The 26,795-nt window shown below is 71.6% G+C and carries 27 protein-coding genes; 6 read left to right on the forward strand and 21 right to left on the reverse strand.

Annotated features, from left to right (window positions below; genetic code table 11):
• Positions 1 to 38: 38 nt before the first annotated feature.
• Positions 39 to 542 (forward strand): 4'-phosphopantetheinyl transferase family protein, encoded by a 504-nt coding sequence (locus BM204_RS00885; protein WP_143099613.1) that lies wholly within the window; start codon positions 39 to 41, stop codon positions 540 to 542.
• Here BM204_RS00885 and BM204_RS00890 read toward each other — a convergent pair.
• From BM204_RS00890 to BM204_RS00905, 4 genes are read right to left on the reverse strand one after another with little or no spacing between them, the layout of a single operon-like run.
• Positions 484 to 1,848 (reverse strand): M1 family metallopeptidase, encoded by a 1,365-nt coding sequence (locus BM204_RS00890; protein WP_246165776.1) that lies wholly within the window; start codon positions 1,846 to 1,848, stop codon positions 484 to 486. The two genes, BM204_RS00885 and BM204_RS00890, sit on opposite strands and share 59 nt — an antisense overlap.
• The gene (locus BM204_RS00895) at positions 1,845 to 5,702 is read right to left on the reverse strand and encodes a Pls/PosA family non-ribosomal peptide synthetase (protein WP_246165774.1); all 3,858 of its coding nucleotides are present in this window, start codon (positions 5,700 to 5,702) and stop codon (positions 1,845 to 1,847) included. The genes BM204_RS00890 and BM204_RS00895 overlap by 4 nt, the downstream gene beginning before the upstream one ends.
• Positions 5,703 to 5,755: 53 nt before the next feature.
• Positions 5,756 to 6,208: an EVE domain-containing protein gene (locus tag BM204_RS00900; protein WP_091109646.1), complete on the reverse strand. Its 453-nt coding sequence runs from the start codon at positions 6,206 to 6,208 to the stop codon at positions 5,756 to 5,758.
• Positions 6,209 to 6,247: 39 nt separating this feature from the next.
• A complete protein-coding gene (locus BM204_RS00905; protein WP_091109648.1) occupies positions 6,248 to 7,213 on the reverse strand; it encodes a YihY/virulence factor BrkB family protein in 966 nt (321 codons plus the stop codon).
• 145 nt (positions 7,214 to 7,358) lie between these two features.
• On the opposite strand from BM204_RS00905, the gene BM204_RS00910 reads away from it, so the two are divergent.
• The gene (locus BM204_RS00910; protein ID WP_091109650.1) at positions 7,359 to 8,624 is read left to right on the forward strand and encodes a S1C family serine protease; all 1,266 of its coding nucleotides are present in this window, start codon (positions 7,359 to 7,361) and stop codon (positions 8,622 to 8,624) included.
• A gap of 53 nt (positions 8,625 to 8,677) precedes the next feature.
• Here the strand turns inward: BM204_RS00910 and BM204_RS00915 are convergent, their stop codons facing one another.
• The 5 genes from BM204_RS00915 to BM204_RS00935 form a co-directional block, all read right to left on the reverse strand.
• Positions 8,678 to 9,343 (reverse strand): hypothetical protein, encoded by a 666-nt coding sequence (locus tag BM204_RS00915; RefSeq protein WP_091109651.1) that lies wholly within the window; start codon positions 9,341 to 9,343, stop codon positions 8,678 to 8,680.
• Positions 9,340 to 9,552: a hypothetical protein gene (locus tag BM204_RS00920; RefSeq protein WP_143099614.1), complete on the reverse strand. Its 213-nt coding sequence runs from the start codon at positions 9,550 to 9,552 to the stop codon at positions 9,340 to 9,342. The genes BM204_RS00915 and BM204_RS00920 overlap by 4 nt, the downstream gene beginning before the upstream one ends.
• Positions 9,553 to 9,638: 86 nt before the next feature.
• Positions 9,639 to 10,664: a GNAT family N-acetyltransferase gene (locus BM204_RS00925; RefSeq protein ID WP_091109653.1), complete on the reverse strand. Its 1,026-nt coding sequence runs from the start codon at positions 10,662 to 10,664 to the stop codon at positions 9,639 to 9,641.
• The gene (locus BM204_RS00930; RefSeq protein WP_091109655.1) at positions 10,661 to 12,361 is read right to left on the reverse strand and encodes an ABC-F family ATP-binding cassette domain-containing protein; all 1,701 of its coding nucleotides are present in this window, start codon (positions 12,359 to 12,361) and stop codon (positions 10,661 to 10,663) included. The genes BM204_RS00925 and BM204_RS00930 overlap by 4 nt, the downstream gene beginning before the upstream one ends.
• Before the next feature lie 92 nt (positions 12,362 to 12,453).
• Positions 12,454 to 13,323 carry a DUF559 domain-containing protein gene (locus BM204_RS00935; protein WP_091109656.1) on the reverse strand — a complete coding sequence of 290 codons (870 nt, stop codon included), beginning with the start codon at positions 13,321 to 13,323 and terminating at the stop codon, positions 12,454 to 12,456.
• A gap of 116 nt (positions 13,324 to 13,439) precedes the next feature.
• Here BM204_RS00935 and BM204_RS00940 point away from each other — a divergent pair, with 116 nt between their 5' ends.
• Together BM204_RS00940 and BM204_RS00945 are read left to right on the forward strand one after the other, a co-directional pair.
• On the forward strand, positions 13,440 to 14,639 hold the full coding sequence (locus tag BM204_RS00940; RefSeq protein WP_246165772.1) for an acyl-CoA dehydrogenase family protein: 1,200 nt from the start codon (positions 13,440 to 13,442) through the stop codon (positions 14,637 to 14,639).
• A 16-nt stretch (positions 14,640 to 14,655) separates the two neighbouring features.
• Positions 14,656 to 15,804, forward strand: a complete 1,149-nt coding sequence (locus BM204_RS00945) for an acyl-CoA dehydrogenase family protein (protein WP_091109658.1) — start codon at positions 14,656 to 14,658, stop codon at positions 15,802 to 15,804.
• A gap of 194 nt (positions 15,805 to 15,998) precedes the next feature.
• Here the strand turns inward: BM204_RS00945 and BM204_RS00950 are convergent, their stop codons facing one another.
• The 3 genes from BM204_RS00950 to BM204_RS00960 form a co-directional block, all read right to left on the reverse strand.
• Positions 15,999 to 16,595, reverse strand: coding sequence for a class I SAM-dependent methyltransferase (locus BM204_RS00950; RefSeq protein ID WP_091109659.1), 597 nt, complete (start codon positions 16,593 to 16,595; stop codon positions 15,999 to 16,001).
• Positions 16,588 to 17,376 (reverse strand): tRNA pseudouridine(38-40) synthase TruA, encoded by a 789-nt coding sequence (gene truA, locus BM204_RS00955; protein ID WP_091109661.1) that lies wholly within the window; start codon positions 17,374 to 17,376, stop codon positions 16,588 to 16,590. Before truA ends, BM204_RS00950 begins: the two co-directional genes overlap by 8 nt.
• A 182-nt stretch (positions 17,377 to 17,558) precedes the next feature.
• Positions 17,559 to 18,434 (reverse strand): carbohydrate kinase family protein, encoded by an 876-nt coding sequence (locus BM204_RS00960; protein WP_091109663.1) that lies wholly within the window; start codon positions 18,432 to 18,434, stop codon positions 17,559 to 17,561.
• Between the two features lie 51 nt (positions 18,435 to 18,485).
• On the opposite strand from BM204_RS00960, the gene BM204_RS00965 reads away from it, so the two are divergent.
• Positions 18,486 to 18,866 carry a GntR family transcriptional regulator gene (locus BM204_RS00965; RefSeq protein WP_091109664.1) on the forward strand — a complete coding sequence of 127 codons (381 nt, stop codon included), beginning with the start codon at positions 18,486 to 18,488 and terminating at the stop codon, positions 18,864 to 18,866.
• A gap of 119 nt (positions 18,867 to 18,985) precedes the next feature.
• On the forward strand, positions 18,986 to 19,951 hold the full coding sequence (locus BM204_RS00970; protein ID WP_091110027.1) for a ketopantoate reductase family protein: 966 nt from the start codon (positions 18,986 to 18,988) through the stop codon (positions 19,949 to 19,951).
• Between the two features lie 134 nt (positions 19,952 to 20,085).
• Here the strand turns inward: BM204_RS00970 and BM204_RS00975 are convergent, their stop codons facing one another.
• The 9 genes from BM204_RS00975 to BM204_RS01015 form a co-directional block, all read right to left on the reverse strand.
• Positions 20,086 to 21,375 (reverse strand): HNH endonuclease signature motif containing protein, encoded by a 1,290-nt coding sequence (locus BM204_RS00975; protein ID WP_091109666.1) that lies wholly within the window; start codon positions 21,373 to 21,375, stop codon positions 20,086 to 20,088.
• Between the two features lie 263 nt (positions 21,376 to 21,638).
• On the reverse strand, positions 21,639 to 22,208 hold the full coding sequence (rplQ, locus tag BM204_RS00980; RefSeq protein WP_091109668.1) for a 50S ribosomal protein L17: 570 nt from the start codon (positions 22,206 to 22,208) through the stop codon (positions 21,639 to 21,641).
• A 101-nt stretch (positions 22,209 to 22,309) separates the two neighbouring features.
• Complete coding sequence (locus BM204_RS00985) at positions 22,310 to 23,326, reverse strand: DNA-directed RNA polymerase subunit alpha (protein WP_091109670.1); 1,017 nt, start codon at positions 23,324 to 23,326, stop codon at positions 22,310 to 22,312.
• A gap of 123 nt (positions 23,327 to 23,449) precedes the next feature.
• Complete coding sequence (rpsD, locus tag BM204_RS00990; protein ID WP_091109671.1) at positions 23,450 to 24,058, reverse strand: 30S ribosomal protein S4; 609 nt, start codon at positions 24,056 to 24,058, stop codon at positions 23,450 to 23,452.
• Positions 24,059 to 24,084: 26 nt separating this feature from the next.
• On the reverse strand, positions 24,085 to 24,489 hold the full coding sequence (gene rpsK, locus BM204_RS00995; protein WP_091025736.1) for a 30S ribosomal protein S11: 405 nt from the start codon (positions 24,487 to 24,489) through the stop codon (positions 24,085 to 24,087).
• A 64-nt stretch (positions 24,490 to 24,553) separates the two neighbouring features.
• Positions 24,554 to 24,928 (reverse strand): 30S ribosomal protein S13, encoded by a 375-nt coding sequence (rpsM, locus tag BM204_RS01000; protein WP_091109673.1) that lies wholly within the window; start codon positions 24,926 to 24,928, stop codon positions 24,554 to 24,556.
• A gap of 191 nt (positions 24,929 to 25,119) precedes the next feature.
• Positions 25,120 to 25,233 (reverse strand): 50S ribosomal protein L36, encoded by a 114-nt coding sequence (rpmJ, locus tag BM204_RS01005; RefSeq protein ID WP_091109674.1) that lies wholly within the window; start codon positions 25,231 to 25,233, stop codon positions 25,120 to 25,122.
• Positions 25,234 to 25,262: 29 nt separating this feature from the next.
• Positions 25,263 to 25,484, reverse strand: a complete 222-nt coding sequence (gene infA / locus BM204_RS01010) for a translation initiation factor IF-1 (protein ID WP_026145687.1) — start codon at positions 25,482 to 25,484, stop codon at positions 25,263 to 25,265.
• Positions 25,485 to 25,736: 252 nt separating this feature from the next.
• Positions 25,737 to 26,783 carry an LLM class flavin-dependent oxidoreductase gene (locus BM204_RS01015; protein WP_091110028.1) on the reverse strand — a complete coding sequence of 349 codons (1,047 nt, stop codon included), beginning with the start codon at positions 26,781 to 26,783 and terminating at the stop codon, positions 25,737 to 25,739.
• Positions 26,784 to 26,795 lie beyond the last annotated feature (12 nt).

A 26,795-nucleotide genomic window follows, 5' to 3' on the forward strand; every position in this document is an offset into this window, starting at 1 on the left:
GGGCGTTCGCGCCCGACCCGTTCGACCGGCCCTGACGCATGACACCCACGGTGCACGTCGCCGCGCTCTGGGGGTCGGGGCACCGGGCGTTCCAGCGGGCCCGGGCGGAGGCCTACCTCGCCGACGAGCTGTGCCTGTCCCGGGTGGCGCGCCTGTGCGTGCGCTGCGCCAGCCCTGGCCACGGCCGGCCGGTCCCCCTCGGCGCGAGCGACGCGGTTCACCTGAGCCTGGCCTACGCCGAGGACGTCGTGCTGGTCGCCTGGAGCAGCGCGCCGGTCGGGGTCGACGTGGAGCGAGACGCGCCCGGACGCGGCGCGGGCGACTACGGCGACCTGCGGGTCTGGACGCGCATCGAGGCCATCGTGAAGACCAGCGGCGAGGGCCTGTCTCGCGAGCCGGTCGACCTGCCGGAGCTGTGGACCTCCCCGCTCCCGCTGCCCGAGGGCTGGGTCGGCACCGTCGCGTGCGCCGTGCCGGCCGAGCTCAGCTGGCGTTCAGGGCATCCGGCGCATCGGGGAGGTCCGGCAGCTCCTCCTCGTTGAGCCACTGCGCGAAGAGGGCGTCGACGGCCTCGCCCGTGCGGGCCGGGACGTGGGCCGCGACGTGGGCCACGAAGTCGGCGGTGCTGACCGTGCCGCCACGGTGATCGGCTACCCAGGCCCGCAGCAGCCCGAAGAAGGCGTCGTCGTCGCCGACAGTGAGCCGCAGCGCGTGGAGGGTGAGGGCACCGCGCTTGTAGACACGGTCGTCGAACATCAGCGCCGGCCCGGGATCGGAGAGCAGCAGGTCCTGGTCGAGCCCGGCCAGGCGCTGGTGGTGGACGCGGGCGTGCACGTCCGCGGTGTCGCCGCCCGACCGCTCCGACCACAGCCACTCTGCGTAGCAGGCGAAGCCCTCGTGCAGCCAGATGTCGCGCCAGGCGCCGAGCGTCACGGTGTTGCCGAACCACTGGTGCGCCAGCTCGTGGGCGACCAGCCGCACCGACTCCCACTCCGAGGTGAGGAAGTTGCGACCGAAGGTCGAGAGGCTCTGCGACTCCAGGGGGATCTCGAGGTCGTCGGCGGTGACAACGACCGAGTAGAGCGGGAACGGGTAGTCGCCGAAGAGCTCGGCGAAGGCGGCCAGCATCTCGGGTTGGCGGCCGAACGCGTCCTCGACGCCGCTGCCCGCGTCGTGGGGGACGACGGCGTACATCGGGACGATCGCGTCGAGCTCACGGACGTCGTAGCGCCCGATCTGGACGGTGGCGAGGTAGGTCGCCATCGGCTCGTCCTGGAGGTAGGTCCAGGTGACCGAGCTGCCGTGGCGCCTGCGGCTGCCGAGGATGCCGTTGGCGACGACGTGGTAGTCGGGGTGGGCGGTCACCGAGATGGCGTAGGAGGCCTTGTCGTCGGGCCGGTCGTTGCAGGGGAACCAGGTCGGGGCGCCGTGCGGCTGACCCGCGACGATGACACCGTCGGTCAGCTCCTCCCAGCCGGCGTCGCCGTGGTGCTTCTCGATCAGCGGGCGCGGGTTGCCGGCGTAGGTGACGACCATCGAGAAGGCCGCGCCCTGCTTGAGGGGCGTGGCCAGCGTGACGACCAGCCGGCCCTCGCGGGTGCGGAACTTCGCCGGCGCACGGCCGTCGACCTTGACCTTGGTGACGTCGAGGTGGGCGAGGTCGAGGACCACGCGGGTGAGGTCGTCGACGGCGACGGCGTCGATGGTCGAGGTGGCGCGGAGGCGGTTGCCGTCGATGTCGTAGACGAGGTCGAGGGCGTAGTGGGTGGCGCTCCAGGCGGGGTCGCCGTGGCCGGGCAGGTAGGGGTCGGCGGTGGGCAGGTCGGAGCTGAGTCCGGGCACCTTCACCGGCCGATCACCCAGGGGCCGATGGGGTTGCCGATCCAGGTCGTCTTGTCGGGCAACGACTCGCCCCTCATCACCAGTGACACGGGACCGACCGTAGCGTGCCGCCCGAGCGTCGCCGCTGGGAGGATGACGCTGTTGGGCCCCAGCGTGGAGCCGCGCCGCAGCGTCACGGTGTCCATGCTGAGCATCCGGTCGTGGAACAGGTGGGTCTGCAGGACGCTGCCCTGGTTGACCGTCACCCCGTCACCGAGCTCCACCAGGTCGGTCTCGGGCAGCCAGTAGGTCTCGCACCACACGCCGCGCCCGATCCGCGCCCCCATCGCGCGGAACCAGACGTTGATCAGGGGGGTGCCGGCGACGGCCCGGGCGAACCACGGTGCCGCGAGGACCTCCACGAACGTGTCCGCCAGCTCGTTGCGCCACACGAACGAGCTCCACAGCGGGTGGGCGCCCGGGCGCACGCGGCCGACGAGCAGCCACTTGGCGGCCACCGTGACGGTCGCGGCGAGCAGGCCGCCGACGGCGAGGACGGGACCTGCCAGGAGCACCGCGACGACGACCCCGGAGCCGTCCAGCAGGGCGACGAGCACGAGGGCCGTGACGGCGGTGAGGCCCATCGCGAGCATCACGGGCAGCAGCCGGCAGAGCTCGACCGCGGCGCGCAGCACCTTCAGTCGCGTCGGTGGGTCGTAGGTGCGGCCGGCGTCTGCGGTCTCGGGAGCGCGACGCAGGGGCGCCGGCGGGCTGCCCAGCCAGGACTCCCCCGCCTTGGCCGACTTGCGGCGGGGTGCAGCCGAGAGCACCGCCACCAGGGATGCCTTGGGCACCTTACGACCGGGTGCGGCCATCCCGGAGTTGCCGACGAACGCGCGCTTGCCGACCTTGACCCGCTCGACCCGCAGCCAGCCCCCGCCCAGCTCGTAGCCGCCGATGAGGGTGTCGTCGGCCAGGAACGCCTGGTCGTTGACGGTCGTCAGCGACGGCACCATCAGCACCGTCGAAGCCTCCACCCCGTGGCCGATGCGGGCCCCGAGCCGGCGCAGCCACCAGGGGGTCAGCTGGGAGGAGTAGAGCGGGAAGAGCCACGTGCGAGCGTCGTCGAGCACGCGGACGGTGGCCCACACCGCGAGACCCTGGCGGCTGCGGACCGGGTGGACGCCGGTGGTGATCGCGCGTGCGGCGACCCGCACGACGGCCCACACCAGCAGCGCCAGCACCGCGAGCCCCAGCACCGTCGCGAGCGGGAGCCACACGACCAGCCCCAGCGCCTCGTCGTAGGACGTGGGGCGGGTGAGGGCGAGCAGCGGTGCCACGACTGCCACGACAGCGAGCACCGGCAGCAGGGCGAGCAGCGTCGCGACCGCGCCGTAGGCCAGGAGCCACGCCGGGTGGTCGGCCGGCTGACCCGCCCACGGGCCGCGGGCCGCGCCGGCGACGCGGACGGCGGGCGAGCCGGACCAGTATTCGCCGGCGGGGACCGGACCGAAGACCGACGAGCCCGGGGCGACCTCGGCGTCGTCGCCGATGTCGGCCCCCGGGCACATCATCGAGCGGGCGCCGAGGCGGGCCCGGGCCCCGACCCGGATGTGCCCGACGTGGAGGACGTCACCGTCGATCCAGTAGCCGCTCAGGTCGACCTCGGGCTCGATCGAGCAGCCCTCGCCCAGGGTCAGCCAACCGGTGACCGGCGGCAGGCTGTGCAGGTCGACGTCGGGACCGACAGCGGCGCCGAGGAGTCGTGCGTAGAGCTTGACGAAGGGTGCTCCGGCCAGTCCGGTCGCGCCGAGCTCGTCGACGAGCCGGTTGGCCAGCCAGAGGCGCAGGTGGGCCTTGCCACCGCGCGGGTGGTCCCCGGGCGTGACCGGCCGCAGCAGGAGGCGACAACCTGCCGCCGCGAGAAGCATGCGGCCCGGGGAGCTGACGAACAGCACCCACGACACGGCGACCAGCGCCCACGGGAGCCGAGGCAGCCAGTCGACGCCGAGGAGGGACGAGGCGTGGCAACCGAGGGCGATCCAGGTCAGCCAGCGCGGCCCGGCCACGGCGCGCAGCGCCAGCGTGGCGACGACCTGGCCGGCCTGGGTCTTGACCGGGATCGGCGAGACGGTGCGCTCGGAGACCGGGCCGGCCTCCTTCATCTGGTCGAGGTAGGCCGCCATGGCACCGAGCGTCGGCTTCTCGTAGACGTCGCCCACCGCGACGTCGGGGAAGCGCGCGCGCAACCGCGACACCATCTGGGCCGCGGTGAGGCTGCCGCCGCCCTCGTCGAAGAAGTCGGCCTCCGGCCCGCTCACGCTGGCGCCGAGGACGTCGTGCCACAGGGTGGCGATCCAAGCGGCGGTGCCCTCGAGCCCGGCCGGCGCCTGGTCGGGGGCACCCAGCGGCCACGGCAGCGCGTCGCGGTCGACCTTGCCGGAGGTGCGCGTCGGGAGGGCATCGACGACGGCGAGGCGTGGCACGAGGGCGGCCGGCAGGTCGCGGCGTAGTCGCTCCAGCGAGGCGGCCTGGTCGAAGGGAGGGTCGGCGGTCGGGTCGATAGCGAGGTAGCCGACGAGGAGCTGGTTGCCGGCGGCCGAGCGTCGTACGGCGGCGGCGGCCGCGCCGACGCCCGGCAGGCCGAGGAGCGCGCTGTCGATCTCGCCGAGCTCGATGCGTCGGCCGCCGAGCTTGACCTGGTCGTCGGCGCGGCCGCCGAAGAGCAGCCCCTCGTGGTCGAGCACCACGAGGTCGCCCGAGCGGTAGGCCCGGTCCCAGCCCAGGCTGGGCATCGCGGCGTACTTCTCCGCGTCTTTGGCGGGATCGAGGTAGCGCGCCAGGCCCACTCCCCCGATGATCAGCTCGCCGGTCTGCCCGGGCTCGACCGGCACGCCGGCGGCGTCGACGACCGCGAGGTCCCAGCCGTCGAGCGGCAGGCCGATGCGCACGGGGCCCTCGCCGGTGAGCAGCGCCCCGCAGGCGACGACGGTGGCCTCGGTGGGTCCGTAGGTGTTCCACACCTCGCGACCCGGGGCGACCAAGCGGGCGACGAGCTCGGCCGGGCAGGCCTCGCCGCCCATGATCAGCAGACGCACCCGCTCGAGCGCCTCGGCGGGCCACAGGGCGACCAGGGTCGGGACCGTGGAGACGACCGTGACCCGGTTGGCGACCAGCCACGGCCCCACGTCGATCCCGCTGCGCACCAGGGCGCGCGGCGCCGGCACCAGGCAGGCGCCGTAGCGCCAGGCCAACCACATCTCCTCGCAGGAGGCGTCGAAGGCGACCGACAGGCCGGCCATGACCCGGTCGCCGACGCCGAGTGGCTCAGCCTGGAGGAACATCCGCGACTCCGCGTCCACGAAGGCCGCGGCGCTGCGGTGGGTGACGGCGACGCCCTTGGGGGTACCCGTCGAGCCGGAGGTGAAGATGACCCAGGCGTCGTCCTCGAGGCCTGGCTCCTCGGTCTCGCGAGCGGGGCCGGGACGGCGCACGGCGAGGATGAGGTCGTTGCCGACGACCGCGGCCACGTCGGCCTCTTTGAAGACGAGGCGGGCCCGCTCGTCGGGGTCGTCGGCGTCGACGGGGACGTAGGCGGCGCCGGCGAGGAGGATGCCCAGGACGGCGACGTAGAGGTCGCTCGTCCCGGAGCTGACCCGCACCCCGACGTTGTCACCTCGCCCGACCCCGAGGGAGTTGAGCTCGGCGGCCAGCTCGTCGGCGGCCTCCTCCAGCTCGGCATAGGTGAGGACGCCCGCACCGGCGTCGACCGCGCTGTCGTCGGAGGCCTGGGCGACCGTCTCACGGAAGATGTCCACCAGCGTGCGGGCCGCGGGGGCCAGGTCGCCGCGCAGCAAGGGGGCGATCAGGGCCTCAGTCACCTGGGAACGTTGTCGGTCGCAGGTGAACAGCAGGTGTCGCGGCCACGGACTGGTCACGTCGGGGCATGCGTCACCCCGTCCCGCAGGGCGCCGGCAAGGACGCCGAAGTCGCCGGCCGTGACCTCGAGGAGCCCACGGCGGAACGGCAGGCCCCACCTCTGCTCGTCGGTGACGAACCCGAGCATGGGGATGAGCGGGCGGATCGGCACCCGGCCCACCTCCTCGAAGGCGACGCGGCGGCGCCACGGGTGGAAGTCGTCGCCCATCTGCACCTGGTAAGGCTCGTCGTCGGCGATCTCCCCGAGCGCCGTGAGCTGCTGGAGGGTGACCTGGGAGCCCATCGAGGGGCGGGGCGAGTAGAACGCGATCAGGTCGCCGCGACCCAGCGCCCGCAGGCGCGTGTCACGCCCGTGGTCGGCCTGGGTGAACCCGCCCTCGACGCCGAGCAGGACGTGCTCGAGGTTGATCGTGCTGACCCAGTAGCGGCGGGTGTCGAGGTGCGTCATGACCCCAGGCTCGCAGCAGGCACCGACGGTCGGGCCCGCTCAGACCTGGTGCCGGTGAGGGCGTCCCGGGTCGTCGTACGCCGGCTCGCCCTGGTGGCTGCGCAGGGCCTCGAGCTGGGCGCAGATCGCGACCCCGAAGAACAGCGAGATCGACGACAGCAGGCTCCACAGCAGGAGTGCCACGATGCCGGCGAGGGGGCCGTAGGTGCTGCCGAAGGAGCCGCTGAGGTTGACGTAGAGCGCGAGGCCGGCAGCGGCGAGCATGCTGAGCGCGACCGTCACCCCCGAGCCCAGGGCCAGCCAGGACAGGGCGGGCTGACGACGCCGGGGCGCGTGGTCGAAGAGGACGGCGATCGTGACGACCAGCAGGAGGAGCCCGACCGGCCACCGCGCGACCTGCCAGGCGGTGTGGTGCCCGTCGGACCAGCCGTACTCCTCCACCATCGCGTCGCCGAACGCACCACCTGCCACCAGTAGCAGGAAGCCGAGCCCGACCGGGAGGGCCAGGACGCCGGTGAGCACCGCGGCCCGGCCGTACTTGGCGACCGCCGGCCGGTCGCGGCGGATGCCGTAGATCCGGTTGCTGCCCCGCTCGACCTGCGCCATCGCCGTCGTCATGGAGACCAGGGCGAAGAGCAGGCCGAGCACCAGCGCGAGCTCGCCGGCGCCCTCAGAGCCGCCCGAGATCGCGTCGACCAGGGCGTCGTCACCGTTGGCGCCCGGGGAGACTGCGTTGACGGTCGCCGCGACGACGCGCGCCGGCCGGTCCTCGTCGATGTCGGCGGCAAGGCCGGTGACGGCGAGCATGAACGGGACGACCGCCAGGCAGGTCTGCAGCGCCAGCGCCCGGCTGTTGGTGAAGCCGTCGCCGTAGCGGAAGCGCACGAAGCTCCCGACCAGGACCGCCTTCATCCCGTGGTGCCGTGCCAGGTGCCAGGCGTCCTCGGCGTCGAGCTCCTCGCCGTCCATCTCGGTCGTGACGGGGACCGTCCGCGCCGTCGTCATGACGGAACCCTATGTCGCCGGTCCCGCGCCATGTCGCCGGTCCCGCGCCGCTCCCGCGCCGCTCCTCGCGCCGGCTCCGCGCTTCTTGTGGACTCCCCAGCCCGGTCTCAGACTCGTCACAGGGTCAGCGGACACAGTCGAGGACATGAGCGACTACCCGACCACTCCGCCCCCGGCCTCGAACCCCTACGAGCCCACCCGGTCGCCCCAGCTGCCGCCCGTCCCGGCCTTTCCGGCAGCGGGAACCCCGCCCACCCCGACACCCCCACCGGCGCCACCGCGTCGCGGTCGGGTCGGCTTCGCCGCCGCTGTCGTCGGCGCCTCGCTCCTCGTGGGCGGGGCGGCCGGCGTCGGCGGCGCGGCGTCCTGGAACGCCTACGACGACACGGGCGCGGGCAGCTCGTCGGCAGCAGCGAGCGAGCGCACCACCTCGCAGGTCGTCAGCACCCCCGACTCCGATGCGCCCGAGGGCAGCGTCGAGCAGGTCGCCTCCTCCGTGCTGCCGTCGGTGGTGAAGCTCGACGTGAGCGGGGCGGACGGAGCCGGGTCGGGCTCGGGCATCATCTTGAGCTCCGACGGCCAGATCCTCACCAACGACCACGTGGTCGAGGTCGCCGGCGAGGGCGGCGAGATCACAGTGTCGTTCAACGACGGCACCAAGGCGTCGGCCACCGTGCTGGGCACCGACCCGCTGACCGACACCGCCGTGATCCAGGCCGAGGGCGTGAGCGGACTGACCCCCGCCACGATCGGTGAGTCCGGCAACCTCGACGTCGGCGAGCAGGTCGTGGCCATCGGCTCGCCGTTCGGCCTCGAGTCCACGGTGACCAGCGGCATCGTCAGCGCGCTGAACCGACCGGTCGACGTGGGCTCCGACGGCAACGGCAACTCCACGACGTACCCCGCCGTCCAGACCGACGCCGCCATCAACCCGGGCAACAGCGGAGGTCCGCTGGTCGACATGGACGGCAGCGTGATCGGCATCAACTCCTCCATCCGTACCGCGTCGAGCGGGCTCACCGAGGAGTCCGGCTCGATCGGTCTCGGCTTCGCGATCCCGATCGACTCGGTGCTGCCGATCATCGAGCAGATGGCCGCGGGCGAGACCCCGACCCACGCCAAGCTGGGTGTCACCGTCGGTGACGTGGCGAACGCGACCGGCGCCGAGGTGACCGAGGGCGCCCAGATCGGCGAGATCACCGACGGCTCAGCCGCCAAGTCCGCCGGGCTCCAGGCCGGCGACGTGGTGACGCAGATCGACGACCAGGTCGTCACCGGATCCGACTCCCTCGTCGCGACGATCCGCACCTACCGTCCGGGCGACGAGGTCGAGGTGACGTTCCAGCGCGACGGGCAGTCGCAGACCACGACCCTCACCCTCGACTCGGACGCCGACACCAGCAGCTCCTGAGCCGGGGTCCCGGGCCGGGGTCCCGGGCCGGGGTCCTGAGCCGGGGTCCGGGCTCAGGCCGGCAGCCCGAGGGCAGCCTGCAGCCCGGGCGCCGACCCGGCCGGCAGCTGCGCCAGTCGGGCCACGACCACGGCCCGGACCTGCGGGTCCAGGGCCGCGAACGCCTCCGTCGTCTCGTCGTCGCACTCCACCAGGGGCAGCACCTCGGCGAGGTCCTCGGGGCTGGCCATCTCGAGCACCACGACGAACGCCTCGACCGTGACGGCCCCGAGGAAGTCCACGAGCAGCGCGTGGTGACCACGGCGGAAGAGCTCGCACGCCACCTGCCCGACGCGCTCGGGCGCGATCGCCCTCACCACCCCTCGTGAGCGCTCGGGGTCCAGGGCCAGGGCGACGTCGCAGAGGTAGGACAGCGAGAGCCGTCCCACCAGGTCGCGCGCGCGAGCGGGCTCGAGGAGCTCGGCCACCCGCGCCGCGACCGGCGCCGGCAGGAACTTCTCGGCGATCTTCCCGGCCATCGGACCGGGCAGGCTCGAGGCGAGGCCCGCGATCCGGGTGAACTGGTGCTGCCCCTCGGCGAAGAGTCGATGACTGACCTGGGCGTGCAGGGCGCGCAGGTCCGGGTCCGGGACACCCGCCAGCTCGTGCAGGTCCGTGGCATCGACACCGAGCAGGTGGGCCAGCCGGGCGAGCGCCGGACGGTGGCTGGGGTGGCTCATCCGAGCAGCGCCTTCTTGACGATGCCGCGCACCGGCAGTGGAACCCCGCGGATCGCGGCGTCGACCGATGACGAGATGAGGTCGGACTGACGCCGGCGCGCGGTGTCGACGTGTCCGACCAGCCTCAGCTGGACGTCGTCGGGCAGGGCCAGGACGGTGGCGGGCGGCTCGGCATCGAGGACGTGCGCGAGGGACGGTTGGCGAGGCATCGCGGGCATTCTTCCTGCCAGGGGCGGATGGCAGAGTCGATGGTGACAGCCGGCGATGCCCCGCACAAGGAGCCGGTGCGGGTCGCTCAGTCCAGCCGCTTCTGGAGCTCCCCGAGACGCTCAGCCGCCCGGAAGCCGAGCTGCTCGTTGACGCCGATCATGTGGTCGTTGACCTCGGCGTTCCACGTCACCACGGACTCCAGGCCCTGGGTCTCGCGCTGGAGCAGCGCCAGGTTGGCCACCTTGACGGCCATGCCGAGGCGGTGCCCGCGATCGGCACGTCGTACGAGCGTGCCCCACTGGTAGGCGCGCGTCGGCTCGTGGACGGTGGTGGCGATGTCGGTGTAGGCGACGACCGTGCCCTCGGCGTCCAGCGCGACGGTGTTGAGCTTGGTGCGGCCCTGCCGACGTCCGAGCTCCTCGCCCTCACGCAGGGCGGCGATGTCGACGGCCTCCGGCTCGCGCTCCATCTCCCCCAGCGGCGCCTCGGTCATCAGGGTCGTGGCGAGCTCGGCCCAGCCCTGCACGAGGTCGTCGGGCACAGGCCCGACCCACGAGCGCAGGGAGTACGCCGTGTGGCGCGGCGCCGCCTGGGCGGCCAGGTCGGCGAGCAGCGTGTCGGCGACGGGGAGCCGGAGCACGCGCATGACGTCGCCGAGCGCGAAGGAGTAGCCGTGGGTCCGGGCGAACTCGATGCCCGGCGCACCGTCACCGGTCGGACCGAGCTCGTGGGGCCAGGCGGTGTCCGAGGCCAGCACCGTGCGGCCATGCTCGCGCGCCGCCTGCTCCAGGACGGGGAGGAGGGCCGAGCCGTGGCCGCGGCGTTGGTGCTCGGGGGCGGTGTGCACCAGCACCTCGGCCTGGCTGAGGTTGTCGAGCAGCCGCAGCTGGACGTTGCCGGCGACGACGGCCTCCCCCGCGACCTCGCCGAGGAAGAGCAGCGAGCGGCGCGAGCGCGTGGGTGCCTGGAGCTGCACCCGCAGCTCCTCGAGCGCCCACGGCGTCGCGAGATCCTCGCGGCCGTGCCGCTCGGCCGCGAGGTAGACCCCGTGCCAGGCATCGAGCGCTGGGTCGTCGAACGGGTCGACCGGACGGATCTGGAGATCGCTCATCGGAGGCGTTGCACCCTTCCTTCGTCCCACACGGGGCCGTCGGACTCATAGACGTCGCCGTCGGCGCCGTAGACCAGGAACCGGTCGAAGCCGCGCGCGAACCAGCGGTCGTGGGTGACCGCTACGACCGTGCCGTCGAAGGCCTCGAGGCCCTCCTCGAGCGCCTCGGCGGACTGCACGTCGAGGTTGTCGGTGGGCTCGTCGAGCAGCAGCAGCGTGGCGCCCGACAGCTCGAGCAGCAGGATCTGGAAGCGCGCCTGCTGACCACCCGACAGCGACTCGAAGCGCTGGTCGGCAGCGTGGGCGAGCTCGTAGCGGTCGAGCACCCGCGCCGCCTGCTCGCGGCCCATGCCCGAGCGGCCGCGCCCGTCCGCCTCGCCGTCGCCTCGGTGCAGGATCTCGATCAGCGTGCGGCCGACCAGCTCGGGGTGCTCGTGAGTCTGCACGAACCACCCCGGGCGCACGCGCGCGCCGAGCTTGGCCTTGCCCTGGTGGATCACCGGCTTGATCTCGACGTCGCCGACCGGCTGGTGCTCGATGTCCGGGTCCGAGCCGCCCGAGGCGAGCAGTCGCAGGAAGTGCGACTTGCCCGAGCCGTTGGACCCGAGGACGGCGACCCGCTCGCCGTACCAGACCTCGAGGTCGAAGGGCCGCATCAGCCCGGACAGCTCGAGGTCCTCGCAGACGACCGCGCGCTTGCCGGTGCGCCCGCCCTTGAGGCGCATCGTCACCTGCTGCTCGCGCGGCTGCTCGGTCGGCGGCCCGGCCTCCTCGAACTTGCGCAGCCGGGTCTGGGAGGCGCGGTACTGGCTGGACATGCCGTCGTTGTACTCGGACTTGATCTTCAACCGCAGCACCAGCGCCTTGATCTTGGCGTGCTCCTCGTCCCACCGCCTGCGCATCTCCTCGAAGCGCGCGAAGCGGTCCTTGCGGGCCTCGTGATAGCTCGCGAACCCGCCGGGATGGGTCCACACCAGGTTGCCCGCGTGACCGAGCTCCACGGTCACGACGCGCGTGGCGGTGTTGTCGAGCAGCTCGCGGTCGTGGCTGATGAACAGGATCGTCTTGCCGGACTCCCGGATGCGCTGCTCGAGCCAGATCTTGCCGGGGACGTCGAGGTAGTTGTCGGGCTCGTCGAGGAGCAGGACCTCGTCGGGGCCGGCCAGGAGGTACTCCAGCACCAGCCGTTTCTGCTCGCCGCCCGACAGCGTGCGCAGCTCGCGATACTTCGCCTTGTCGTAGGCCACCGCCAGCGCCTTGATCGTGCAGACGTCCCAGGTGACCTCGATGTCGTAGCCACCGGCATCGGCGTAGTCCGAGAGCGCCTCGGCGTAGGCCATCTGGGCCACCTCGTCGTCGGTCTCCATCAGCGTCAGCTCGCACCGGTCGACCAGCGCCGCCGTCTCGCGCACCCGCACCGGGCTGACGCTCAGCAGCAGGTCGGCGACGGTCGGCTCCTCGCCGAGCCCGGCGTTGACCATCTGCCGCATGACCCCCAGGCCGCCCGTGCGCGTCACCGCGCCGGCGTGCGGCACCAAATCACCGGTGATGATCCTGAGCAGCGTCGTCTTCCCCGCCCCGTTGGCCCCGACCAGCGCGACCTTGGCACCTTCGCCGACCCGGAACGAGACGTCGTCGAGCAGCACCCGCCCGTCGGGCAGCTCGAACCGGACTCCACTGACCTCGACGTGTCCCACGTCGGACGATTGTCCGCTATCCGCTGCCCTGGGTCACGTCGATATGCCGTGGGGTGTCCGGCGGGAGGGCCGGCGTACGCCGGCCCTCGTCGTCAGCGCTCGGCTGCGGCGAGAGCCGCCACCAGGTCGTCCAGCACCGCCCGGACGTAGGCAGGTGAGCGCATGACCTGCTCCCATGAGAAGCGCAGCACGATCCATCCGCACACGGTCAGGGCGGTGTCGCGGACGCAGTCGCGCCCGTGGGTCCGGTGGTCGGAGTGGAAGCTCCACGAGTCGGCCTCGATGACCACGCGGCGCCCCTCGTCCACGAGGTCCGGGTGGAAGGTCTGGCCCCGAGCGACGACAGCGACCTGGGGCCGCACCGAGAGCGCGCCGTGGTCGAGGATGATCGCGCGCAGCACCGACTCGAACGGGTTGGCCGCTTCGGCGCTCGCCTCACCCGCCACCCGGCGCGCCCCCGGTGCACCTCGTCCTCGCAGGAGCGCGGCGCCTGACACCAGGTCCGCACGCGTGACGTCCCCCGAGCGGAGCGCCGAGTCGGCCACCGCCAGAGCCTCGTCGAAGGGCAGTCGCCGAGCGCAGTCGAGCACCGTGCGCCGCTTGCTCGTGACCCCGGCGACCACCTCGCTCGCCTCGAGGTCGGCGTAGACCGCATGCACCCGGACCCGGACCTCAGGGCTCAACGCGCGGCTGCGGCGGACCGTGACCCAGGCCCGGTCCGGCACGTCCTTGACGGCCCAGCCCCAGTGCTGGGCCGCGCTCAGGTGGGAGAGCACCCCGGACACCTCACCCGCGATGCGCAGCTGGCCCCGGGCCTGCGGGAGCGCGTAGCGCCCACGAGCCAGCTTCAGCACCGCGCCTCGGTCCAGCGCGGCTCGGAGGTCACGTCGTCGGGTGGCTGCCCCGATCTCCCGAGCGCTCGCCACGCCTCCGAGCCGACGCAGCGCGGTCTCGACGTCCATACCAAGATCCTGATCCGGATCGGGGCCTGCCGTCGGAGCCCCTCCACAGGGCTACTTCTACCTGTCAGTAGTTTGGAGGCCTGGTCCGCGCCATGATGGGCCCGGACGAGGTCGACGTGACCGACGAGAGGGGCCGATCCATGCAGCTCGAGCTGACCGCCGAGGACCAGGAGTTCCGCGAGGAGATGCGGAAGTTCTTCACCACCGAGGTCTCCGAGGAGATCCGTCAGGCGGTGATCGAGGGACGTGAGCTCAGCAAGGAGCAGATCGTCGAGAGCCAGCAGACGCTCAACAAGGCCGGCCTCGCCGTGCCTCACTGGCCCGAGGAGTGGGGCGGGCGCGGCTGGAGCGAGCTGCAGCGCCACATCTGGCACGAGGAGATGCAGCGCGCCGGGGTCCCGACCCCGCTGGCGTTCAACGCCTCGATGATCGGCCCGGTGATCGCGCAGTTCGGCACCGAGGAGCAGAAGGCGCGCTTCCTCCCCCAGACCGCCAGCCTCGACATCTGGTGGAGCCAGGGCTTCTCCGAGCCCGACGCCGGCTCCGACCTCGCGAGCCTGCGCACGACCGCGGTCCGCGACGGTGACGACTGGGTCGTCAACGGCCAGAAGACGTGGACCACGCTCGGCCAGTACGGCGACTGGATCTTCACCCTGGTCCGCACCGACCCCGAGGTGAAGAAGCAGGCCGGCATCTCGATGCTGCTCATCGACATGACCAGCCCCGGTCTCGAGGTCCGCCCGATCCAGCTGATCGACGGCGGTCACGAGGTCAACGAGGTGTGGTTCGAGGACGTCCGCGTCCCCGCCGAGAACATGCTGGGCGAGATCAACTCCGGCTGGACCCAGGCCAAGTTCCTGCTCGGCAACGAGCGGGTCGGCGTCGCACCGGTCGGCGCGACCAAGCGCAACCTGTCCCGCGCCAAGGACCTGGCCAAGGAGACCTCCGACGGCAACGACGGCACCCTCCTGGACGACCCGCTGGTCCGCGCCCGCATCGTCGAGCTCGAGAACGAGCTGCTCGCCCTCGAGCTGACCGCGCTGCGCGTCGTCGCGCACTCAGCGGGCGGGGAGCCGCACCCGGCCTCGTCGGTGCTCAAGCTCAGGGGCACCGAGCTCCAGCAGGCCGTCAGCGAGCTGCTCGTCGACCTCGCAGGTCCGGCGTCGGTGGCCTCGGGCGCCGGCGACGGCTCCGACCTCGCCTCGTGGGCGCGCACCGTCACGCCCAACTACCTCAACCTGCGCAAGGCCTCCATCTACGGCGGCTCCAACGAGATCCAGCGGCAGATCATCTCCCGCTCGATCCTCGGACTCTGAGCCGAAGGGGACAGACATGGACTTCACGTACGACGACGAGCAGGTTGCCCTCCGCGACGCGGTGCGCGGCCTGGTGGGCAAGGCCTACAACGACTACGAGCACCGGCGCCAGATCGTCGGTGAGGACCCGGGCTTCGACGAGGAGCAGTGGTCACGCCTGGCCGAGATGGGCGTCCTCGGGCTGCCCTTCTGCGAGGACGACGGCGGCGTCGGCGCAGGCCCGGTCGAGATCGGCATCGTGTGTCAGGAGCTCGGCCGCACCATCGCCCCGGAGCCGTTCCTGGCCTCGGTCGTGCTGGCCGGCGGTCTGGTCTCCGCGGCCGGCACCGCCGAGCAGCGCGGCGAGGTGCTCGGCGCCCTGTCCGCCGGCGACAGCGTGCTGGCCTTCGCCCACGACGAGCCCGGCCGCCGCTGGGGCCCCACGGCCCAGAAGGTCACGGCCACGCAGGACGGCGACTCCTGGGCGCTCACCGGTGTCAAGGAGCCGGTCCTCCACGGCGCCCGCGCCGACGTGCTGGTCGTGAGCGCCGCGCTGCCCGACGGTGGCACCGGCCTCTTCCTGGTCGCCGGCGACGCCGACGGGCTCGCGCGCGAGGGCTACTCGACGTACGACGGCGGGCGGGCCGCTCGCGTCGCCCTCGACGGCACCGCGGCGACCCCGCTCGGCGAGGCCGGAGCGGATCTCACGGCCACGATCGCGACCGTCCAGGACATCACCCGGATCATGGCCGGCAACCAGTCGCTCGGCGCGATGCAGACGCTGCTCAAGGCGACCACCGACTACCTCAAGAGCCGCAAGCAGTTCGGCGTCACGCTCAACACCTTCCAGGCGCTGACGTTCCGGGCCGCCGACATGTACACCTCGCTCGAGCTGACCCACAGCCTCGTCGACTGGTCGACCATGGTCATCGCGGCCGGGTCTCCCGAAGAGGTCGCGGCTGCCGCGGCCCGCGCCAGCCTGCAGGTCAGCCGGGGCGGGCGTCACGTCGGCCAGGAGGCGATCCAGCTCCACGGCGGGATCGCGATGACGGCGGAATACAACGTGGGCATGTTCGTCGCCCACCTCACCGCGCTCGACCACCTGCTCGGCGACGGCAACCACCAGGTCGGCGTGCTCTCCACCAAGGTCGGCGACTACGAGCTGATCGACCCGCTCGACGTCTGAAATCGCCTCGACGCGGCGGTCACGGGAGCAGCAGACTCATCCTGTGACCGCCGCCGGCGCGGCGTGATTCAAGGCCGACCACGCCACCGCGCGGCTCGAGATGTTCCTCGACGGCGGCGGCACCTCCGACTGACCAGGGGCCGAGTCGGCGCGATGTTGCACGCCGGCCTGCAACATCGCGCCGACTCGGCGGGTCAGGCCCGGCGCGTCTCCAGCACCCGGAAGGCCTTGGCGCTGGCCAGCCGCGTGGTGGGGTAGCCCTGCTCGCCCAGCCAGCGCTGCAGCGAGTCGGCGCCGAGGAACTTGCCGACGACCATGACCGCGCGACCACCGGGCGCGAGCCGCGGCAGCCAGGTGAGCAGCAGCGCGTGCAGCGCCTCCTTGCCGATGCGGATCGGCGGGTTGCTCCAGATCTCGTCGTACGACGCGTCGGCGGCGACGCCGTCCGGGGTCGTCGCGGTGAACCGGTCCGCAAGCCCCAACGCAGCGGCGTTCTCGGTGGCGAGGAGGACCGCCCGTTCGTTGACGTCGACCGCGGTCACGACCGCGTCAGGCACCGCCGTGGCGATGGCCAGGCCGATCACGCCCCAGCCGCAGCCGAGGTCGAGGATCCGCCCACCGGCGGGCGGCGCGGTCTCTCGGAAGAGGATGGCGGTGCCGATGTCGACGCGGCCCTGGGCGAAGACGCCCGACCCGCTGGTCAGGCGCAGCTCGTGGCCCCACACCTGAGCCACCACGGGCGCGCGCTTGAAGGCCACGCTCGGGTCGGCCGAGAAGTAGTGCTCATCCATCGCGTCTCGCTCTCGTCGTGACGGCACGTGACGCCAGCTCGTCGTCGGGAGGGTAGGCGACCTCCTCGAGCGTCAGCCCCTGGGCTTCTGCGACTACTACGCTCGCGTCGCGCTCGGTCACCGCCAGGATCGCAGCCGGCCAGGCGATCTCCCGACGCCCCTCCCCGACCGCCAGCAGGCAGCCGACCAGCGAGCGCACCATGCCGTGGCAGAACGCGTCGGCGCGCACGTCGGCGACCGCCAGCCCCTCGGGCGAGCGCGACCAGTGCAGGTCGAGCAGCGTGCGGATCGTGGTGGCACCCACGCGGCGGCGGCAGAAGGCAGCGAAGTCCTGCTGCCCCAGGAGGTGCTGGGCCGCATCGTTCATCGCGTCGAGGTCGAGCTCGCGCTCCCAGACCAGCACGTGCGAGCGCACGAGCGGGTCGACGAGATCCACGCGGTCGGCGATCCGGTAGGCGTAGCGCCGCCACAGCGCCGAGAAGCGGGCGTCGAAGCCGGGCGGGGCCTCGACGACCCGGTGCACCCGGATCTCCGACGGCAGCACCCCGTTGAGCCGGCGCTGCAGCTGCGGGTGGAGCTCGGCGACGTCGCAATGGACGACCTGCCCGCGGGCGTGGACCCCGGTGTCGGTGCGGCCCGCGCAGACGGTGTCGATGCGGTCGAGGCGGAGAACGGTGGTGAGCGCTGCCTCGAGGTGGCCCTGCACGGTCCGCAGGCCCGGCTGCGTCGCCCAGCCGTGGAAGGCCCCGCCGTCGTAGGCGAGATCGATCCGCAGGCGCACCCGCAGAGCCTAGTGGGTGACGTCGGTGGTCAGCGCTTCGGGAGGAACCGCAGGGTGGAGGCACAGCCTCGGGCGACATCCGCGCAGGATCGATGAAGCGGGTCGCGGCCGCGACCGGCGAGGGCTCCTCGGTGGTGCCCCTCGTGCACGCCTACCTCGCGCCGGAAGGCTGAGCCAGCGCCCTAGAGCTCGTGGCGGTACGGCGGGTCGGCGCCACGTCGCGAGACGGTCACCGCTGCGGCGGCCGCTGCGTGCGCCAACGCCTTCTCCGGCGCCACCGCGAGGTCGTCCCACTGGTCGCCCCACAGGGCGTCGATGAGGCCGGCCGAGAACGTGTCGCCGGCACCGATCGTGTCGACGACGTGGGTGCGGACGGCGGGGACGGTCACCTCGCGCTCATCGGTGAACCACGTCGAGCCGGACTCCCCGCGCGTCACGGCCACGGCGCGCGGACCGAGGGACAGCAGGTGCCGCGCCGCGTCAGTGACCGACCACGACGGATAGAGCGCCTCGAGGTCCTCGTCGCTGGCCTTGACCAGGTGGGCCAGGGCAGCGACCCGCTCCACCTGCCCCACCACGTCGCCGCCCGTGCCGGTGATGGCGGGCCGCGCGTTGACGTCATAGCTGATCGTGGCGGTGGCGCGCAGCCGCTCGAGCAGCCTCAAGACGTCCGCGGCACCGGGCTGCAGCACCGCCCCGATCGAGCAGACGTGGACCGTGACGGGCGCGACCTCACCGACCGGGTGGAAGCGCCAGTCGAGGTCGAACTCGTAGGAGGCCGACCCGTCGGCCGCGATCGTGGCCCGTGCCGTCGACGTGCGCTCGAGTGCGTGGGGGTCCACGGCGAGCTCCACACCCGACCCGCCGAGGTGCGCCGCGATGGCGCGGCCACGGTCGTCGTCGGCGTACGACGTCACGAAGCGCACGCGGCGCCCGAGCCGGGCGAGCGCCACCGCCACGTTGGCTGCGCTGCCGCCGGGGCGTTCGTTGTCGCGGCCGTCGGGCTCGACCACGATGTCGACGAGCGACTCACCGACGACGAGGGCGTAGGGCTCCATGCCCGAATCTCTACCACGTCAGGGAAGGCGTGGGCTCGCTATCGTCCTGGCATGACCGTCCTGCCGCTCGACCCGGCGCTGCCGGAGCCACCGTTCGAGCAGCTGCGCACCCAGATCGCGGGGCGGGCGTCCGACGGGGACCTCCCGGCCGGCACCAAGCTGCCCACGGTCCGGGCGCTGGCCGAGCAGCTGGGTCTCGCCCCCAACACCGTGGCCCGCGCCTACAAGGAGCTCGAGGCCGACGGGGTCGTCGTGACCGAGGGACGCCGCGGCACCTTCGTGGCAGCAGCCGCCGGTGACGGCACCCCGGCCGACGTGGCAGCGGCCGCCGCGGAGCTCGCGACGGCCGCCCGCAGGTCCGGTCTCACCCTCGCCCAGACCCAGCGACTCCTCGACGCGGCCTGGGCGGGGCCTCAATCGGCCCGCACGTAGAGCGCGATCGCCAGCTCGGCGTCGGCCGACGCGGGACCCTCGACCCGGCGGGTGTTGCTCTCATGCCTGTCACCACCCGGTGGACCCTGCCCAAGGTTGCCCCGGGCAGGATGGAGGACATGCGACACGTGATCTACGGGGCAGGTGCGGTCGGCGGCGTGATCGGTGCCAACCTGCACCTCGGCGGGGTGCCGGTCACGCTGGTGGCCCGCGGCGAGCACCTCGCGCGCATCCGCACCGATGGCCTGGTCCTGGACCGCCACGACGGGCGCCACGTGGTCCGGGCGGCCGCGGTCGACAGCGCGGCAGCCGTCGACTGGGCGCCCCACACGGTCGTGCTGCTGTGCGTCAAGAGCCACCAGACCGACGCGGCGCTCGACGACCTGGTCGCCCACGCACCGCCCGACGTGCCCGTCGTCTGTGTGCAGAACGGTGTCGCCAACGAGCGTACGGTTCTGCGGCGCTTCCCCGCGACGTACTCGGTCTGCGTCATGCTCCCCTCCACCCACCTCGAGCCCGGCGTCGTCGTCCAGCACTCCCGGGGCGCCCCCGGCATCCTGGACATCGGCCGGGTGCCCGGCGGCGTCGACGACGTGACGGAGGCAGTCAGCGCTGACCTGCACCGCGGCGGCTTCGCGTCGGTGCCGCGCCCCGACATCGCCGCCTGGAAGCACCGCAAGCTCCTGGTCAACACCGTCGGCGACGTGCGTGCCCTCTGCGGTCCCGCCCCCGAGCGCGACGTCCTTGCCGCCAGGGTGCTCGCCGAGGGTGAGGCCGTGCTCTCTGCCGCACGCATCCCGGTCGTGACCAGGGCCCAGGACGACGAGCGACGCGGCGACCTGCTCCGTGACCGCACCGACGCAGACCTCCTCCACCGGGGCAACTCACTGTGGCAGAGCCTGAGCCGCGGGCTCGACTCGGAGATCGACTACCGCGCCGGCGAGATCGTCCTGCTCGGCCGGCTGCACGACGTCCCCACCCCCGCCAACGAGGCCATGCTCCGCGCCGCGCGCGACCTGGCCGGCTCCGACTCGCCGCCGCACCCCCTCGATGCAGCCGCCCTCCTCGCGTCCCCCAGCGGCTGACGCTGCCCCGGATCGACGTGCGAGACGTCAGCTCTGTGGTGCGAGGTGCGAGCGGAGCTGGCCCCGAACTGCCACCAGGCGCAGGTCTGGACGTGCCTGTGGCCCCGCCGACGGCGGGGTGTGGGGCGATGGACTCAGGTCTCGCCCGGTGGTGCGCTGGGCGTCGTGACGGGGGTGGTGCCGGTGCCGTCGACGCGGAAGTAGAGCCGGTTGGGTGATCGCCACACGTAGGCGCCTTGGTCGATCGTGTCGTAGGTCCATCCGGAGTGGGTCTTGGCGCGGTGGTGCCCTCGACACAGGGGTGCGGTGTTGCACGAACACGTGGTGCCGCCCTGGTCGTGGGGGGTGACATGGTCGATGTCACAGGACCTGGCGGGTCTCTTGCACCACGGGAACACGCAGTGGTGATCGATCAGCTCACGCTGGACCCGGAGGCGCTCGGGGATCTCGCAGGCCTCGACGTGGACATGCTCGGCGAGGTCGATCACTGGCTTCACGGTCACCTGGACATCGGGGCTGGTGCACCAGTCGCGGACGCGATCGACCCAGATCGGCGACCTGGTGTTCGCCACCCGGCCCAGGCACCCGCCGACGTCGCCGTCCAGGGCTGCCTCGGTCAGGTGGACGTGGAGCACGACCCGGCTCCGCGGAGGCGTCCCGGTCGTCGACGGCTCGTCCTGGTCGAAGGGGAGGGACTGGGTGCCGCGGGCGAGGTCGCCGGCGGCGATGGAGCGGCGTACGTCGTGGGACTCCTCGCACCCCGCCACCCCGAGCAGGGCGGCACCACGGTTCAGCGCATCGTCGAGGTCGAGCGCGTCACGCAGGTCCAGGGTGCCGGTGAGGTCGACGGTGCCGTTCACACCGATGTCCTGGGTGTGGATCGACACGTGGCGGCCATCGGCTGCTTCCCTGGCCTTCTTCTCTGCCTCGGCGGGGTCGAACCGGGTGCGGGCTTCCTCGACGAGGCGCTTGAGCTGGAGGTAGGACACCTTGTGCGCCACGTGGGCGACGTGGCGGTCCACAAACCTGGCACCCGCTGCGGGCAGACACATCGTCTGCTCCGCGACCGACCGGGCCCTCCAGAACGGGAGGTCGCCGGCGATGACGCGCCCCCAAAGCCGGGGGAGCCGGTAACGGGTCTCGAGGACGGACCCGACCTGACGCTTCCCGGCATCGGTCGAGAGGCCGAGGGCGGCGCAGAGCTCCATGACCGCGAACTCGAGGACCCACGGTGCACCGTCGCCGGCGAGCGGGATCCCGTGGTCACCGAAGGACGCGGCGCCCTCGTCGTCGGTCTGATGGATCACACACCAGTCGATGATCGCCAGGACGGCTCGAATCTCGGCTGCGAGCTGGTCGGTGCGCGCAGCGCGGACAGCGGTCAGGACGTTGGTGCTGTCGTCGCGTCCGGGCTGCTCGGTCATAGATCTATTGAAGCCGTGGCCACCGACAATAGACCCCGTTCCGGAGGCCCGGATCTCGTCTGATGAGACGACAAACGAAACTTCTTTCGAATCACTTTCCCGCGGCCGCTCGAGCGATGACGACCGTCCTCCCCCGGCCACGGTGGGCTCCGCGGTGCTGGTCGCCTCGGCACCATGGCGATCCGCGTGCTGTCCGCAATGCCCGCGACCCGCCCGGGAGCACCCGGGCGGGTCGTGGGTTGAAGCAGTGGAGCAGGTGGAGCTCAGGCCTTGGCGTCGTCCTCGGAGTCGGCAGCAGGCGCCTCGTCCTCGGTCGGCTGCTCCTCGGCGACGACGCTCGACTCGGGCGACGCCTCGTCAACCATCTCGGTCGGCGCCTCGTCGGTGGCGGTCTCCTCGGCGGGAGCCTCCTCGACGGGGGCGGCCGGGGCGGCGGCAGCAGAGGTCTTCTTCGAGGACGGGGCCTTCGGCGAGTAGGCCTCGGTCACGAGCTCGATGACGGCCATGGGGGCGTTGTCGCCCTTGCGGGGGCCGATCTTCGTGATGCGGGTGTAACCGCCGGGACGCTCAGCGAAGGTGGGGCCGATCTCGGTGAAGAGCATGTGCACGACGCCCTTGTCACGGATGGTCTTGAGGACCATGCGACGGTTGTGCAGGTCGCCCTTCTTGGCCTTGGTGATCAGCTTCTCGGCGTGCGGGCGCAGGGCCCGGGCCTTGGCCTCGGTCGTCGTGATGCGACCGTGCTCGAAGAGCTGGGTGGCCAAGTTGGCCAGGATCAGGCGCTGGTGGGCCGGGCTGCCGCCGAGGCGGGGACCCTTCGTGGGCTTGGGCATGTCTTCTCTCGATTCTTCCCGGCCGTGCGAGGTACCGGGACAGATGGATGTGGTGCAGGTCCACCGACCCGCCGCGAAGGCGACGGGTCAGTGGGTGGTGCTCAGTACTGCTCGTCCTCGACGTAGGCGTCGTCGTCCTCTTCGCCGTAGGCGGCGAGCGCCGTGGCGGGGTCGAAGCCGGGGGCGCTGTCCTTGAGGGACAGACCCATCTCGACGAGCTTGGCCTTGACCTCGTCGATCGACTTCGCACCGAAGTTGCGGATGTCGAGCAGGTCCTGCTCCGAGCGCGAGATGAGCTCACCCACGGTGTGGATGCCCTCGCGCTTGAGGCAGTTGTAGGAACGGACCGTCAGCTGCAGGTCCTCGACCGGGAGGGCGAGGTCGGCAGCCAGCTGCTCGTCGACGGGCGACGGGCCGATGTCGATGCCCTCGGCCTCGACGTTGAGCTCGCGCGCCAGGCCGAAGAGCTCGACCAACGTCTTGCCGGCCGACGCGATGGCGTCGCGGGGCAGGATGGACGGCTTGGTCTCGACGTCGATGACGAGCTTGTCGAAGTCGGTGCGCTGCTCGACACGGGTGGCCTCGACCTTGTAGGTCACCTTCAGCACGGGGCTGTAGATCGAGTCGACCGGCATGCGGCCGATCTCGTTGTCGGCGCCCTTGTTCTGGACGGCGGAGACGTAGCCGCGGCCACGCTCCACGACGAGCTCCATCTCCAGCTTGCCCTTGTCGGACAGCGTGGCGATCTTCAGCTCGGGGTTGTGTACCTCGACACCGGCCGGGGGCGCGATGTCGGCAGCGGTCACGGCGCCGGAGCCGGACTTGCGGAGGTACATGGTGACGGGCTCGTCGTGCTCGGAGGAGACGACCAGGCCCTTGAGGTTGAGGATGATCTCGGTGAGGTCCTCCTTCACGCCCTCGATGGTCGAGAACTCGTGGAGGACGGTGTCCACCTTGATGCTCGTGACCGAGGCGCCAGGGATCGACGACAGGAGGGTGCGGCGGAGGGAGTTGCCGAGCGTGTAGCCGAAGCCGGGCTCCAGGGGCTCGATGACGAACCGCGAGCGGAACTCGTCAACGATCTCTTCCGACAGTGAGGGACGCTGTGCAATGAGCACTGAATTTTTTCCTTTCCGGACCCACCCGCTATTTGACGGATCCGAACTACGACGGTGAAAAGGAAGGTCCACCGGGGGCCGAGGCCCCCGGTGGGGGTAGTCGGGGGCGAGGCCCCCGACCGGCTACTTCTTGGAGTAGAACTCGACGATCAGCTGCTCCTGGATCGGCATGTCGATCTGCCCGCGGATGGGGACCTGGTGGACCAGGACCCGCATGCGGTTCGGCAGGGCCTCGAGCCACGCCGGGACGATCCGCTCGCCGAAGGTCTCGCGAGCCACGATGAACGGGGTCATCTCGAGTGACTTCTCGCGCACGTCGATCACGTCGTAGGCCGAGACCTGGAAGGACGGGATGTCGACCTTGCGGCCGTTGACCTGGAAGTGACCGTGGTTGACGAGCTGACGCGCGTGGCGACGCGTGCGGGCGAAGCCGGCGCGGTAGACCACGTTGTCGAGACGGCACTCGAGCAGCTGCAGGAGGTTGTCACCGGTCTTGCCGGTGCGACGCGAGGCCTCCTTGTAGTAGTTCAGGAACTGCTTCTCCATCACGCCGTAGGTGAAGCGAGCCTTCTGCTTCTCCTGCAGCTGGGAGCGGTACTCGCCCTCCTTGATGCGGGCGCGGCCGTGCTGGCCGGGAGGGTAGGGACGCTTCTCGAACGCTGCGTCTCCGCCGACGAGGTCGACACCGAGACGGCGCGACTTCCTGGTCATGGGTCCGGTATAACGAGCCATGGGTCAGTCTCCTGTTCTGTCTCGGGTCAGACGCGCCGGCGCTTGGGCGGGCGGCATCCGTTGTGGGGGGTGGGGGTGACGTCCTGGATGGTGCCGACCTCGAGGCCGATCGCACCGAGCGATCGGATCGCGGTCTCGCGGCCGGAGCCGGGGCCCTTGACGAAGACGTCGATCTTCTTCATGCCGTGGTCCATGGCGCGACGGCCAGCGGCCTCCGCAGCCATCTGCGCGGCGTAGGGCGTGGACTTGCGCGAGCCCTTGAAGCCGACGGTGCCGGCAGAGGCCCACGAGATGACCGCCCCGGTGGGGTCGGTGATGGTGACGATGGTGTTGTTGAACGTGCTCTTGATGTGGGCTTCGCCCTGAGCGATGTTCTTCTTCTCCTTGCGGCGGACCTTCTTGGCGCCGGCCGCGCGTGCCTTGGGAGGCATACGGTTCTCCTGTGTTAGCTGGTCTGTGAGTTAGGAAGGCAGTGCGTCGCGCGAACGCGATCGGTCACTTGGCCTTCTTCTTGCCGGCAACCGTGCGCTTCGGGCCCTTGCGGGTGCGAGCGTTGGTCTTGGTGCGCTGACCGCGGACCGGGAGGCCCTGACGGTGGCGGCGACCCTGGTAGCTGCCGATCTCGATCTTGCGGCGGATGTCTGCCTGGACCTCGCGACGGAGGTCACCCTCGATCTTGAAGTTGGCTTCGATCTCGTCGCGGAGCTTGACCAGCTCTTCGTCGCCCAGCTGGTGGACGCGCAGGTCGGGGTTGACCCCGGTTGCGGCCAGCAGCTGCTGCGAGCGGGTACGGCCGATGCCGTAGATGTAGGTGAGTGCGATCTCGATGCGCTTGTCGCGCGGGAGGTCGACACCAACAAGGCGTGCCATGTGATGGCCCTTTCTTGAAGAGCTTGGCTCTTCGGTGGTTCACAGAGGTTTCCTGCGTGACGCGTCCTGGTGGTGACCAGGCTCCGGCCTTCTGCTCCGGAGGTGGTTTCGGACTGTGCTCGTGAGAGACCCAGACCTAGCGATCACGTTGAGTGGGTGTTCAGTTGTGGTGGTGCGTGCGAGGCAGGGACTCAGCCCTGGCGCTGCTTGTGACGCGGGTTCTCGCAGATGACCATGACAACGCCGTGACGACGGATCGTCTTGCACTTGTCACAGATCTTCTTGACGCTCGGGCTGACCTTCATGAGTCGACCCTTTCTGGCTAGTCGGCTGCTTACTTGTAGCGGTAGACGATGCGACCCCGGGTGAGGTCGTAGGGCGACAGCTCCACCACCACGCGGTCCTCGGGGAGGATCCGGATGTAGTGCTGGCGCATCTTGCCGCTGATGTGGGCGAGCACCTTGTGTCCATTGCTCAGCTCCACACGGAACATCGCATTGGGCAGGGCCTCCGTGATGGTGCCCTCGAGCTCGATCACGCCTTCTTTCTTCGGCATGTCCTCCACAATCTGTTGAAACGGGTGTCTACCGGTGGCCCGGGAACCTCCGGTCAGGTGACCGGTGGACCTCGTTAGGCCGCTCAGGGCACCTCTTTCCGGACGCACCTGACCTGCTCCGAGGAGACGATCAGAGGCGATCCGGGCAGCCGCGAGGCACCACGGAACAGACCCACGTTGGGCCGACACGCCAGTTTACGAGATATCGGCTGGGAAACACGAATCGGGCAGGCGAACGGCCCCCGCGGCCCCTCACGCAGCAAGCAGGCGCAGCGTTTCGATGCGCGCAGGTGACGCGTCGGTCGCCGTGCCCGCGGTCGCGCCGGCCACCGGGTTGACCATCACCTCGTCGACGCCGTACGACGACGCGAGGTCGGCGAGCTGCGCGCGCCCCTGCTCGGCGTCGCCGATCACCCACCGGGTGCGCATCGCGTCGATCATCCCCCGGTGCGCCTCCGGCACCTCCGCGGCGAGCGCCTCCTCGACGGTGAGCTGGGCAGTCAGCGGCTGACCCGTGCGCAGGGCGACCATCTGCAGCAGCTGCGGCAACGCGAGCCGCTCGGCCTCCTCGGTCGTCTCGGCCACCGCGGCGTTGACGGTCAGGAAGGTCCGCGGCTCGGCCAGCTCGGGCGAGGGGCGGAACTGCGAGCGGTAGAGCTCGAGCGCCTCCGCGGTGCCCTGACCGGAGAAGTGGTGGGCGAAGACATAGGGCAGCCCCTTCTCGGCAGCGAGACGGGCCGAGTAGTCGGATGAGCCGAGCAGCCAGATCTGCGGCACCGACCGGGCCTCGGGCGTGGCGCGCAGCAGGTGCTGGCGGCCCTGGAGCGCCAGGCCGACCCCGGTCGGCTCCATCATCGCCAGCACGTTCTCGACGTACTCCGGGAAGCGGCTGACGGCCTCGTCACTCACGCCACCGGCGCCGTGCCGCAGCGCCCAGCTGGTCACCGGATCGGTGCCCGGCGCGCGGCCGATGCCGAGGTCGACGCGGTCAGGGTAGGCCGCCTCGAGCAGGGCGAACTGCTCGGCAATCACCAACGGCGCGTGGTTGGGCAGCATCACGCCACCGGAGCCCACCCGGATCCGCTGGGTCGCGGCGGCGATCATCGCGATCAGCACCGGCGGGTTGGTCGACGCGATGGCCGCCATGTTGTGGTGCTCGGCGACCCAGAAGCGGCGGTAGCCGAGGTCGTCGGCGGCCCGGGCCAGGTCCAGCATCGCGGCAAGCGCGTCGCTGGTCGACTGGTCGCTGCGGACGGGCACGAGGTCGAGGACGGACAGGGCGGGCGCGGAGGAAGACATCAGCTTCACAAC

It is taken from the genome of Nocardioides psychrotolerans, from assembly GCF_900113685.1.
Lineage (GTDB): Bacteria > Actinomycetota > Actinomycetes > Propionibacteriales > Nocardioidaceae > Nocardioides > Nocardioides psychrotolerans.

Coding starts and splice junctions, on each gene's coding strand:
- BM204_RS00910 (WP_091109650.1), top strand. CDS start 7,359: ATGAGCGACTACCCGACCACTCCGCCCCCGGCCTCGAACCCCTACGAG.
- BM204_RS00970 (WP_091110027.1), top strand. CDS start 18,986: ATGCGACACGTGATCTACGGGGCAGGTGCGGTCGGCGGCGTGATCGGT.
- BM204_RS00975 (WP_091109666.1), bottom strand. CDS start 21,375: ATGACCGAGCAGCCCGGACGCGACGACAGCACCAACGTCCTGACCGCT.
- BM204_RS01015 (WP_091110028.1), bottom strand. CDS start 26,783: ATGTCTTCCTCCGCGCCCGCCCTGTCCGTCCTCGACCTCGTGCCCGTC.
- BM204_RS00935 (WP_091109656.1), bottom strand. CDS start 13,323: ATGGACGTCGAGACCGCGCTGCGTCGGCTCGGAGGCGTGGCGAGCGCT.
- BM204_RS00945 (WP_091109658.1), top strand. CDS start 14,656: ATGGACTTCACGTACGACGACGAGCAGGTTGCCCTCCGCGACGCGGTG.
- BM204_RS00885 (WP_143099613.1), top strand. CDS start 39: ATGACACCCACGGTGCACGTCGCCGCGCTCTGGGGGTCGGGGCACCGG.
- BM204_RS00905 (WP_091109648.1), bottom strand. CDS start 7,213: ATGACGACGGCGCGGACGGTCCCCGTCACGACCGAGATGGACGGCGAG.
- BM204_RS00925 (WP_091109653.1), bottom strand. CDS start 10,664: ATGAGCGATCTCCAGATCCGTCCGGTCGACCCGTTCGACGACCCAGCG.
- BM204_RS00920 (WP_143099614.1), bottom strand. CDS start 9,552: ATGCCTCGCCAACCGTCCCTCGCGCACGTCCTCGATGCCGAGCCGCCC.
- BM204_RS00915 (WP_091109651.1), bottom strand. CDS start 9,343: ATGAGCCACCCCAGCCACCGTCCGGCGCTCGCCCGGCTGGCCCACCTG.
- rpsK (WP_091025736.1), bottom strand. CDS start 24,489: ATGCCTCCCAAGGCACGCGCGGCCGGCGCCAAGAAGGTCCGCCGCAAG.
- BM204_RS00960 (WP_091109663.1), bottom strand. CDS start 18,434: ATGGAGCCCTACGCCCTCGTCGTCGGTGAGTCGCTCGTCGACATCGTG.
- rpsD (WP_091109671.1), bottom strand. CDS start 24,058: ATGGCTCGTTATACCGGACCCATGACCAGGAAGTCGCGCCGTCTCGGT.
- rpmJ (WP_091109674.1), bottom strand. CDS start 25,233: ATGAAGGTCAGCCCGAGCGTCAAGAAGATCTGTGACAAGTGCAAGACG.
- rplQ (WP_091109668.1), bottom strand. CDS start 22,208: ATGCCCAAGCCCACGAAGGGTCCCCGCCTCGGCGGCAGCCCGGCCCAC.
- BM204_RS00965 (WP_091109664.1), top strand. CDS start 18,486: ATGACCGTCCTGCCGCTCGACCCGGCGCTGCCGGAGCCACCGTTCGAG.
- rpsM (WP_091109673.1), bottom strand. CDS start 24,928: ATGGCACGCCTTGTTGGTGTCGACCTCCCGCGCGACAAGCGCATCGAG.
- infA (WP_026145687.1), bottom strand. CDS start 25,484: ATGCCGAAGAAAGAAGGCGTGATCGAGCTCGAGGGCACCATCACGGAG.
- BM204_RS00950 (WP_091109659.1), bottom strand. CDS start 16,595: ATGGATGAGCACTACTTCTCGGCCGACCCGAGCGTGGCCTTCAAGCGC.
- BM204_RS00900 (WP_091109646.1), bottom strand. CDS start 6,208: ATGACGCACCTCGACACCCGCCGCTACTGGGTCAGCACGATCAACCTC.